Here is a 10,886-nt window from a genome sequence, read left to right as displayed (position 1 = left end):
CGGTGTCCCCTCCCTTTCAAGAAAGGGAAGAGGCGGGGCATGCCCCGCCTCTTACACCACATCTCTGCGCGCTACCTCCGCAGACACTCAACTTGGACCTCAAGAGCCAAATTTTGCTGCTACTAAATTTGTGACAGTACTCATATTTGGCATTTTTTGCCCACGACCCTCAAGGAACATGCGAATCGCACAACGCAGCCCCCATAAGAGCGTGGGGCAATTCGACGGCGCTACACCAATTCGTGCATAAGGTCGCAATTTCGCGCATATAGCTCATCAAAGATATGGCGGCGCGATGCGTACAGCTCATGAGCGTCCATATCAGGCTCGATCGTTTGCGCGACCCCAAGAACCCGGGCAAGCTCACCCCATGATGAATAGGCGCCGCCAGCAAGTGCCGCCATAAGAGCATCGCCAAAACATGCGCCCACCGTAACCTTCGCAACCGAGACCTCACGACCGCAGACATCGGCAATCGCCTGCATCCATACCGGATTCTTAGTTCCGCCGCCCACGAGCATGATGCGCTCGATGGGAAGCCCGTGCTCGCGCTCGATGATGTCGACATGAGCCGCAACAGTGTAGGCGATCCCTTCCAAAGCCGCGCGGACCATATGGCCCCGGGTATGCCTTTCGGTCAGACCGAAGAACACGCCACGCGCCTCGGGATCGTTGAGCGGGGTGCGCTCGCCCGCAAAGTATGGAAGACACAGCAGGCCATCTGCTCCAGGACCTACCTGCCCGGCATCGTGCGCCATGACCTCATAGGCATCGGGGCCGCCGGAGTGTTCGGCATCCATGACATCGCGGTACAACTCGCGTCGCAACCACGCCGTCAACGCACCTGCTGTATTGGTCCCGGCGCAGATGCCGTAGGTTCCGGGGATGATGAATGTCCCTGGCCATAGACGAGCGTCATCGACCATATGGTCCGCCAAATAGATAAAGTAGGCCGTGCTCCCGAGTTGCACCATCATGTCCCCGGGGCAGAACACTCCAGTAGAAATCGCCTCGGCGCCCGAATCGCCTGTTCCGACAAGCACCGGCGTATCCCTGGCAAGACCGGTTTCAACCGCCGCCCGATCCGTGATTACGCCGGCGATATCGGTCGCCGCCATGACTTCGGTCATCTGGTCGGGACGGCAGAACCGCGCGCACCCGCGCTCATTAACCTGCCACGTCTCACGATCGTATAAGGGAAGGAAATCCTCGGCAAGGTAACGGTCGATCGTAAACCTGCCGGTAAGCTTGGCGCATAGATAGGACGAAGCCGTAAGAAACTTCGCCGCCCGCTCATGGACCTCGGGCATATTCTCCTTAAACCAAAGGACCTTAGGGGCGATATCCGACGAACACGGATCGTGTCCAAAGAGCTGGCGAGCGCGATCGGGACCATATTCGGAAAGAAGCTCGTCAATCTGCGGCTTCGAGCGAGCATCGACCCCGTAGAGAATTGCCGGAGCCAAGGCGTGGCAATCTTCATCGACCGGCACGCAATCACAGCCCAAAGCCGACAACCCTACGCAGCGGATCTGGTTCGCCTCGATGCCCGCGCGCTCGATAAGCTCGCGAGACAGCCGGCAAAAATCACCCCACCAAATCGCTTCTGCATCGTGCTGATACCAACCATCCTGAGGGTTCTCGGTCTCATGTTGACAAGATGCCTGCGCCACAATTTGACACTCCGCATCAATTAACACGCCCTTGGACGCACTCGTTCCAATGTCGATGCCAAGATAGTACGGCATGCCGCTCACTCCCCTCTCGCGGCACGGGCGGCAGCCATGAACCGCGCGACCCGTTCGGCTTCGACAGGGGCGTCGAGCTTGCCGTCTCGCTTGAGGCAGGTACCGACAAACGCGCCATCATAATGCGAAAACACGTCTGCAACGGTATTCTCGCGACATCCCGTTCCACATACCACCGGCACATCGCCAACACGGACGCGCACCTCGTCGGCAAGCTCGCCCGAAGCGCCGCGCCCGGCAGCAGACCCGCCAATAACAAGGGCGTCGGGTAGGCAGTTGAATACCAGCGAATCGGCAATATCGGGAGTCGATCGGTCGTTAAGGTACACCTCGCCCTCGCTTGTGATGAAATGGAACATCTTTAGGTCATCCAGACGCAGGGCGGCACGGCGGCGCATGGTGTGCGCAAAGTCACGATTGATCAGGCCAAGATCGCCAGCCCAGGCACCGCAGAAATTGCAGCGTGTAAACTGTGCCTCAACGGCGGCGCACAGCTCGATCGTGGCATCGCCGTCATAAATAGCCTCTGCACCCCAAGGGGTCGAGAAATCTGCGGCAAGAGCTCCGATGACATGCCCCATAGCGGCAAGGGTCACTGCCGACACATGCTGCTCGTAGGGCATCGACAGCTCATTGGTGATCAGAATGCCGTCCACACCACCCGACTGCAGCGCTTCGAGATCGCGCTTGGCGGCATCGATCACGCACGAAACGCTGCCGCCCGGATAATACAGAGGATCGCCAGGCAGCGGCTGCAGATGCAGCATGCCAATTACCGGTTTCTCGGTCCCAAACATCGAAGCCATAAACGACATGGTCAATCTCCTTTAGCTCGCCGACTCACAGACATCAACTGCTACTCGCCCAGCACCTCAACGAACACTTTTCGCTTCTGAGGTCCATCGAACTCCGCAAGGTAGATGTTCTGGGCCCCGCCACATACAATGTGGCCGTCTTGAACGGGGAAGAAGCAGCTATTGCCGCAAATCATGCTCTTGATATGACCACAGGAGTTATTGCCCGTGGCACCATAGCTCGGCAAGAAATGAGCATGCGCATAGGGGGCATCGGGCGGGGCAATGCGATCGAGCGTCTCCATGAGATCGGTCTCCACGCACGGAAGCCCCTCGTTCACCACGATGCCGCAAGTCGTATGCGACAAAATAATCGCTGCCAGTCCATCGGTCACCGCACTACGCTCGATGGCGGCATGCACATCTTCTGTGATATCGATGAACTGGTCGGGCGCCGTCGATAGATAGCTCAATGTCTCGAGTGTCACCATGTCACTCATCACCTTTCAGAAAACGCAGCGCCGTACCGGAATACAGATTCTCCCGCGCCTCATCGCGCATGGGCACAGTATCAAGCGCCCGCTTGAGCTTGAAGGCGCGGAAGCGTGGCGTATTGCTGGCAAACATCACCTGATGAGACAGGGCACGCTCATACCACAGCGGTCCCATATCGACGGTGAAGAGCCGCTGCATCATTTCTTCGGGCGAATCGATATAGGTAATAGAGGCGTCCGTATAGCAATTGGGATACTTGAGCAGCATCGCCACGGTTTCGCGCACCCAGGGCCAGCCAAAGTGCGTCAGGTTAAAGCGCACATCCGGATGCGTTGCGATGGTGTGCTCAAACGCAAGCGGGTGGCTTCGCGAAAGCTCCGCACCCGGCTCCCAGGACATACCGGCATGGAAAACCACCGGCTTGTTGTAGCGCTCACAGAGCTTGTAGAGCGGCTCGGCCACGGCATCATCGGGCGCAAAACCTTGCTTTGCCGGATGCAGGCAGAGCCCCTTGGCCCCCAGCTCGGTAAAGGCGCGCTCCAGCTCATCGGCGGCGCCACTCACTTGCGGGTCCACGCTCGCGAATCCCCATAGGCGATCGGGGTGCGCGGCAACAAGCGCGGCAACCTGGTCGTTGGTGCCAAAGTGCCCGCCGCACGCCGTGGTCACATCGAGCGGCATGAGCACGCTTTTCCGCACATCGCAGACATCCATTTCGGCCACGAGCTCATCCCAGTCCATGGGGCCCATGTGCCCCATGCCAAACTCACGCTCCCAAAAACCAAAGCCGTCTGGCTCGTCGCCTGGCGTATAGATCTCGCCGTAGAGCATGGGCTGGACCAGCATATCGATTACCATCTTGCACTCCTTTCCAGGCTTTTATTCCTAGTACGGTTCGAACGACCCAATGACTCGGGACGAAAGCTCGGCACCGGCATGCATGCACGCCGGCACGTCAAGCCCATCCAGTACACCCTTGGTGAATCCGGCGATATACGAGTCGCCGGCGCCCACGGTATTGACAACCTTCTCGGCCGGCACGATCCCACATTCATAGAAGCGCTCACCGTCATAGGCGATGCTTCCCTTCTCGCCAAGTGTGGCGACTGCCACGCGCGGGCCCAGCTCCTGCACATGGCGCACCCAGTCGCGCAGCTCCGCGCTATCCTCCTCAAACGACATAAAGGCATAGTCAACGTAAGGAAAATGGTTCTCACAGGCGTATTCGGGATCTTGACTGAACACCGAAAAGTCCATGACGACGGTCTTGCCCGTTTCGTGCCATTCGGGCAGTAGGTCTAAGCAGTTTCCAAACAGGTCGGTATGGATGACATCGTGCTCCAGGATAAAAGCCCGGTCATCATCGTTTGGCCGGTACGTTTCCATAACACCGTCAATCGCCTCGAGATGTACGCGGTCGACGCCGTCCTTCAACGCCATGAGCATCACCGAGGTATCGCCGTCCTCCACGCGAAGATGCGAGATGTCGAACCCCTCGGCAGCCAGCGCCTCGCGCATCTTGTCTCCGTACTCGTCCTTTCCGACGACCGACACCGCAGATACCGATATGCCCATTCGCGCCAGGTGGATACCCCAGTCGATGCCATTGCCAGTCGGATAGAACACGCCGATGTTTTGGTACACGTCCGCACAGCAAAAGCCAGCTGCACATGCTTTGATATCCATAGTCTTCTCCAGCAATCAAAAAGGGGCCCACCCAAGGTGAGCCCCTATCCGAATTCCGATGTAATCTCGCGTCAGGCGGCCAAGGCCTCAGCCCCAAGCCGCCCAGCGCTTTCTCAGGCTACTCGGCGATCGGAGCTCCGTGACCCCAAGAGCCCTCCATGCTGCACACGGTCGAGGCAAAACCTGCCGCAAAATCGAGCGCACGCTCAATGGCCTCAGGTCCGTCCTCGCCGCGCTTGGCGGAATCGAGGTAGCACATCAGGAATGAAGTCAGGAACGAGTCCCCGGCTCCCATGGTGTCCTTCATGTCCGTTACGGGCTTTGCCAGCTGACGATAGTAGCGCTCGCCGTCATAGGCGATGCAGCCCTCGGCGCCCGCCGTTGCGGACACAAAGCGCGGGCCCAAGTTCTTAACCCAAGCGAGGCGCTCGCGAATCTCATCCTCGCTCGCAGCGTCCGCGGCGCTAAAGAAGGCGAAGTCGACAAACGGGGCAATCTGCTCATAGTATTCATCGGTGGAATCGTCCGAGAAGTCAAACGATACGGTGATGCCCGCAGCCTTCAGCTTGGGGAGCTCGCGCTCGGTAAAGCAGTAGTTGCCCGAGTGGACTACGTCGAACTGCTTCATGTATGCCAGATCAAAGCGATCGAGCACATAGCGCGCATCGCCACGGATGCCGCCCTCGTTGGAGCCGAGGAATACGCGGTCGCCGTCGATGACGGTCACACGTGCCGCACCGTTTTCGCCAATGAGCTGCTCGCACTTATCGAGCTCGATGTCCTCGTCCTCGAGACTTGCAATCACATGCTCGGCAGCGGCATCGTTACCAAAGATGCCCATATATGCAGAGCGCTCAGCGCCGCACTTCTTGGCGTAAACGGCAAAATTCACCGCATTGCCGCCGGGATACATGGTATGGATATGCTCATAACGGTCGACGACGTTGTCACCAAACCCGAGCGCATTAACGTTAAAAGCCATGGTATCTATCCTTCCTAGTACTCAACAACGCCCATGTAGCGGCGGAAATCGGGGTCGTGATCGAACACCTTGCCGCGCGCTGCACGCAGCTCGCAGTTCATAGCGTAGAACAGCACCGGATCCAGATAGGAACGAACGCTCGCCGGCACGGCCTCCATACCGTACTCCTTGGCATCAAGCACCATCAGCGTGTCGGTATGGGTCTCGAGGAACGCCAGGGCGCGCTCGTCCATAGGACGGCACTCGCTCGAGCCCATCTGCAAGAAGTAGAAGACGCCATCCTGGGTAGCCTCGAAGGGGCCATGGAAGTACTCGGCAGAGTGGATATAGCTGCAGTGCTGCCACTGCATCTCCATGAGCGAGCAGATGGCGAAGCCGTACGTCTGGCTAAAGTTGGGACCGCTGCCCAGGATATAGAAGAACTCATGCTCCTGGCAAAGCTTGGCAAAACGATCGCCCAGCTCAGCATTTACCTTTTCGCGTGCGGGAGGCAAAATCTTATCCATTTCGGCAATACCGGCATACATGTCGGCGAGATCGGCGTAGCCCTCCTGCTGGTCGAGCAGCTCGGCCGCGAGCGACAGCGAGATGCCGGCAGGGACTTCGGCCTGCGGAACGCCCTCGCCCCACGGGTACACCCAGGTGACCCACTTGCCATTATCGATCTTGGAACCGGCGTTATCGGTCTGCGCGATCACCGTCGCGCCCGCGGCAAGGGCAATCTCGCAGCCCTCGACGACCTCGGGGGTATTGCCGCTGTGACTGCAGGCAATGACCAGAGACTTCTCGCCCAGGCGACGGGGACGCATGATGTCGAACTCACGGGCCGTATAGATATACGAGGTGAACGTCGTCGCCTCGCGCTGCAGGAGCTCATGAGCCGGAATCAAGTCGATCATGGAGCCGCCGCAGGCAATCCAGTAGACGCTGTCAAACTTACCCTTCTCGGCGATTGCTTCTTTAATGAGGTCGTGTGCGTTCATGCTCAATTCCTTTCTCGTTTACTCGGCGATGCCTGGTGTAAACGGCATCGCCGAGCATGATTCCTAATTAGTCAATCAGATACTTCTCGAAGGCGGCCATGTTCTTGGCATCTGCCGCCGCCGGGTCATCGTAGTAACGACCGTCCGTGATTTCCTGACCCAACATGCCATCGAAATCATGGGCGTTGAGCGTGGCGACGAAGGCATCCATATCGTGCTTGCCGTCGCCCCAGACCAGATGGCCATAGGGGTCGCCGTCGATGAAGTGCATCTCGTGGATCGCACCGTCGCCAAATGCGGTAAACCAGTCCTCGAGTGTCTCGCCCGCAACGCCCATTGCGGTCGTATCGACCATAGGCTGCAGATACGGACTCGCGACCTCATCAATCATGCGCTTGGCGTCGGCGACGGTCGTCACAAGGTTACTCTCCTCGGGACGCAGGCTCTCCATCGTTAGCACCAGACCGTGCTCGCCGGCATACTCCGCCAAGATGGATAGGTGCTCGCGACTGCGCTTCCACGCCTCTTCGCGATCCTCGTCCCAGTCACCCCAACCCGAGTTTACGGACATGCAGTCGCATCCCAGCACCTCGGCAAGCTCGATGCCATGCTTGAAGTACGCCAGGCTCCGCTGCTCATGGAGCGGCTTACGAGCGCAATACTGCCATGGGTAGACCACGTTCTCGGGACAGAGCGTCCGATAGCGCAGACCACGGTCGGCGGCCTTTTTCGCCAGAACCTCGGCCTCAAAATACCCAGTGTGATCGAGCGTCACATGGGGCTCGGCGCACCACAGCTCGATGGACTCAAAGCCCAGGCGCTGTTGCGTATCCAAAAAATAGTCGAGCGACCACATGATGTAGTGGATGTTCATGCCCGCGATCTGCTCGCGACGCAGCGTCGGTTTGGTTTCAGGCATGCTAAACCTCCTTATTTCGGTCGAACACGATACGTCCGTCCGACATGGTCATATCAACAGCAAGGTCACAAGCATCATGGTAGTCAAGGCCAAACACATCGCGATCGAGCACACAGATGTCGGCAAGCTTACCGGCCTCGAGCGTCCCCAGCTCATCCTCGCGCATGAGGTCATATGCGCCCCCTGCCGTCCACGCACGAAGGAGCTCGGCAATCGTCAGCGCATTGCCCTCATTCACGGACAAACCGTCGGCAAAGAAACCGCCGCATGCGCTAAATACTGATTCGCCCAAGCTCGGAATCAAGAGCGGGAGGTCGGTGCCACAGCACACCGTGCACCCCGCGTCTTCCATACCGCGACGGTTCCAGCTGTGCAGCAGTCGGACCTCGCCGATCTGCCGACGCATCATCGACAGGCAGTCCTCGCGTTTATCGAGCGTGAGGATCTGGGGGTAGACCTCGCAGATTCCGCCCAGCTTGCCAAACAGGGCAAGGTCTTCCGGATCAGAGTTCTCGAGGTCGGTAATCGCATGGCGTCGAAGCATGACTCCGTGTTCATCTCGCGGCAGCGAAGCATACAGCGCAACGGTGTGGCGAACGGCGCCGTCACCCTGACAATGAAGCGAGTAACGGAAGCCCTCGGCATCAATCGCGCGCAGCTCGTCCTCAATCAAACCCCACTCGGGCTCCTCGACAACCGTCTTGCCGGCAGCCCCTGCATCGGCCGTCTCCTCATAAGGATCGATCATCTCGGCAAGTCCTGCCCACACGCCACGATCGGTCATACGGTTGAAGCCCGAGAAACGAACAAACGGTCCCTGGAAGCGATCGCGCGCCGCACGAGCATAGGACAGATTCGCCCCGGCGCCCACCGGCTGCGACATCATGGAGACGCGAACCGTCATCTCGCCAGATTCCTCACGACGCGCCATCTCGTCGGCAAATCCGTAATAGTCGTCGAAGGCCATCTCTTTGATAGCCGTGACACCGCGAGCGTTCAGCATCGCCATGTAATCAGAATACCCGGCGCGTACCTCGGGAAGCGCCAGGAAGTCCCGCATCATACGCCAGGTCTTCTCGGCGTAGCAGGCCTCGGGCGTAAAACCATAGCGCTCGCTGGCGGCGGCGTTGAGAACGCACGTCTCGGCACCCGGAGTAAAGCAAACAACAGGAACGTCTCCGAAGGCGTCGTCGAGCGCTGCCGCCGTTTTTTCATTCTCGGCGCCTTCGGCGAGCGATGCGGGAAGGTCGTGCCCAAAGGCGGCGGCACAATCGAGATGGACATCCTTCCACAAACGCAGAAGCGCTACCACTTCGTCGACGTCAGAGGCTTCGGATAAGTCGGCTCCCAAGCTCCGCAACGCCCAGCCCGTATAGAACGTATGCACATCGACCAAGCCAGGCATGACCGTTCTGTCGCCACAATCGATCACCTCATCTGCCTGGGCGAGAAACGAGTCTGCCTCGCCAGCGCTACCGACGGCTTCAATCCGATTGCCGCGTACCGCGACAAAACCTTCAAACGGCTGGTCTTCCGTACCGGTGAAGACGCTCTTGGACGTCAGCACCGTCAAACGATCGGACATCGCGACCTCCTTACGCCGGAAGCATGCCGGAGATGGCGGTAATGACCAAGCCAAACACGACCATGAAGATGAAGAACTTCCAGATGGTCTTCCACCATTGGCCAAACGAGATCTTTGCCACGGCAAGGCCCGCCACCGTCATACCTGCCACGGGGCTAATGGTGTTAATGGTCTGGTTGGCAAACTGCAGCGCCGTTACGGCGGCTTCGGGGTTGAGGCCCATAAGCTCGGTCAAAGGACCCATGACAGGCATGGTAAGCGCGGCCAGGCCGGAGCTCGAAGGAACCAGGAAGGACAGGAGGCCAAGGACAACGTACATGAACGTGGTGTACACGGCGGCAGGGGCTCCAGCAAGCAGAGTGGCAAGTGCCTGAAGGATGGTGTCGATAATCATGCCGCCCTCGGCGATGACCAGAATGCCGCGAGCGATACCGATAACGACGGCTGCGTAGGCAAAGTCGGCAAGACCCTTAACGAACTCATCGGCGATGGTCTGCTGGTCAAGACCGCCCAGGATACCGGCGAGCAGCCCCATGCCAAGGAACACGGCAGAGATCTCGTTCATATACCAGCCCTGCGTAACAAGACCCCACACGATAAGCGCCATACCACCGGCAAAATCAATCAGCACGAGCTTCTGGCGAGTGGTGAACTCTTCCTCGATGGAAGCATCGGTCACGGAGAACTCAATGCGCTTGAGTTTGTCGTCCTCGAACGTAACGGACGACTTGGGGTTCTTCTTGACGCGCATGGCATAACGCATGGCCCATGCGATGCCGGCGGCGGTGAAAATAACCCATGCAACGGCACGCAACCACAGCTGCGGGTTGCCCTCGATGCCAATGATGCCCTGCGCGATCAAAACGTTGAACGGGTCAATCGTCGAGGCGCAGTAGCCCAAGTTGGGACCGAGGAAGCAGATGATAAATGCCGTCATGGAGTCATATCCGATGCCCATCATGATGGGGATGAAGATGGCATAGAACGGCAGGGCTTCCTCAGACATGCCAAACGTGGTGCCGCAAATGGACAACAGCGTCATGGTAATAGGAATGATGAGGATGTCTTTGTTTTTGAGCTTTTTAATCACGCGGCTCATACCGGCGTTAAGCGCGTTGGTCTTGGTGATGATCGCGAACGAGCCGCCGATCAGCAAGACGAACGCAACGACGTCGGCGGCCTCTTGAATACCCTTAGTAGGCGCCTGCAGGACCGCAAAGATATCTTGGCCCAGGTTAACGGTCTCGCCGGTCTCGGAATCGGTATAGTTCTTATCGACCTGTTCATAGGTTCCGGCAACGGCGACTTCGCGCTCGCCTGCCGCAGTCGAGATCGTCTTGCGCTGGTATTGGCCAGAAGGAACGACCCAGGTTAAAACTGCAAAAACCACGATCAGCAAGAACATGATCGTATAGACGTGCGGTAATTTGAATTTGAAACGTCTGTTTGTCTTCTTCGCCTTCGTATCTGACATAGATACCTCCAAAGAACCCGAGACCTTATCGTGTCTCGCTTTAACGTTCGCGCAATGCAAACGTCCTATGACGTTCTATAGATTATCAGCGTGTTTTTAGCACTTCAAGGATATTTCGGACAGATTACGAGGACTCGGGTGAACGGTCGTTCAACGGCGGCGAACGGCAAAAACGCCCGGCAGGCAATTTAGCCTGCCGGGCGTTCTCTTGATCAACGTC

At 58.3% G+C, this 10,886-nt stretch carries 10 protein-coding genes; all 10 read right to left on the bottom strand.

Annotated elements, in window-relative coordinates; translation table 11 throughout:
* Nucleotides 1-230: 230 nt before the first annotated feature.
* Nucleotides 231-1,748, bottom strand: coding sequence for an FGGY-family carbohydrate kinase (locus AB5Z14_RS04830; protein WP_368130510.1), 1,518 nt, complete (start codon nucleotides 1,746-1,748; stop codon nucleotides 231-233).
* A gap of 5 nt (nucleotides 1,749-1,753) precedes the next feature.
* Entirely contained in the window at nucleotides 1,754-2,563 is an 810-nt protein-coding gene (locus tag AB5Z14_RS04825; RefSeq protein WP_368130508.1) for a BtpA/SgcQ family protein, read from the bottom strand.
* Between the two features lie 41 nt (nucleotides 2,564-2,604).
* Entirely contained in the window at nucleotides 2,605-3,042 is a 438-nt protein-coding gene (locus AB5Z14_RS04820; RefSeq protein ID WP_368130506.1) for a secondary thiamine-phosphate synthase enzyme YjbQ, read from the bottom strand.
* The gene (locus AB5Z14_RS04815; protein WP_195622404.1) at nucleotides 3,035-3,895 is read right to left on the bottom strand and encodes an amidohydrolase family protein; all 861 of its coding nucleotides are present in this window, start codon (nucleotides 3,893-3,895) and stop codon (nucleotides 3,035-3,037) included. The genes AB5Z14_RS04820 and AB5Z14_RS04815 overlap by 8 nt, the downstream gene beginning before the upstream one ends.
* Nucleotides 3,896-3,922: 27 nt before the next feature.
* Nucleotides 3,923-4,723, bottom strand: coding sequence for a fructoselysine 6-kinase (frlD, locus tag AB5Z14_RS04810; RefSeq protein ID WP_368130505.1), 801 nt, complete (start codon nucleotides 4,721-4,723; stop codon nucleotides 3,923-3,925).
* A 118-nt stretch (nucleotides 4,724-4,841) separates the two neighbouring features.
* Complete coding sequence (locus AB5Z14_RS04805) at nucleotides 4,842-5,705, bottom strand: PfkB family carbohydrate kinase (protein ID WP_368130503.1); 864 nt, start codon at nucleotides 5,703-5,705, stop codon at nucleotides 4,842-4,844.
* 14 nt (nucleotides 5,706-5,719) lie between these two features.
* The gene (locus tag AB5Z14_RS04800) at nucleotides 5,720-6,688 is read right to left on the bottom strand and encodes an SIS domain-containing protein (RefSeq protein ID WP_368130502.1); all 969 of its coding nucleotides are present in this window, start codon (nucleotides 6,686-6,688) and stop codon (nucleotides 5,720-5,722) included.
* Nucleotides 6,689-6,755: 67 nt separating this feature from the next.
* Nucleotides 6,756-7,607, bottom strand: a complete 852-nt coding sequence (locus tag AB5Z14_RS04795) for a sugar phosphate isomerase/epimerase family protein (RefSeq protein WP_368130501.1) — start codon at nucleotides 7,605-7,607, stop codon at nucleotides 6,756-6,758.
* A gap of 1 nt (nucleotide 7,608) precedes the next feature.
* Entirely contained in the window at nucleotides 7,609-9,192 is a 1,584-nt protein-coding gene (locus AB5Z14_RS04790; protein WP_368130500.1) for an amidohydrolase, read from the bottom strand.
* Between the two features lie 10 nt (nucleotides 9,193-9,202).
* A complete protein-coding gene (locus AB5Z14_RS04785) occupies nucleotides 9,203-10,666 on the bottom strand; it encodes a YfcC family protein (protein WP_316369889.1) in 1,464 nt (487 codons plus the stop codon).
* Between the last annotated feature and the right edge of the window lie 220 nt (nucleotides 10,667-10,886).

The sequence above is a fragment of the Collinsella aerofaciens genome (assembly GCF_040910265.1).
GTDB classification, from domain to species: Bacteria; Actinomycetota; Coriobacteriia; order Coriobacteriales; family Coriobacteriaceae; genus Collinsella; species Collinsella aerofaciens_BK.
The sequence above is the reverse complement of the archived record's forward strand: the minus strand, read 5'-3'. Positions and strand labels throughout refer to the sequence as shown.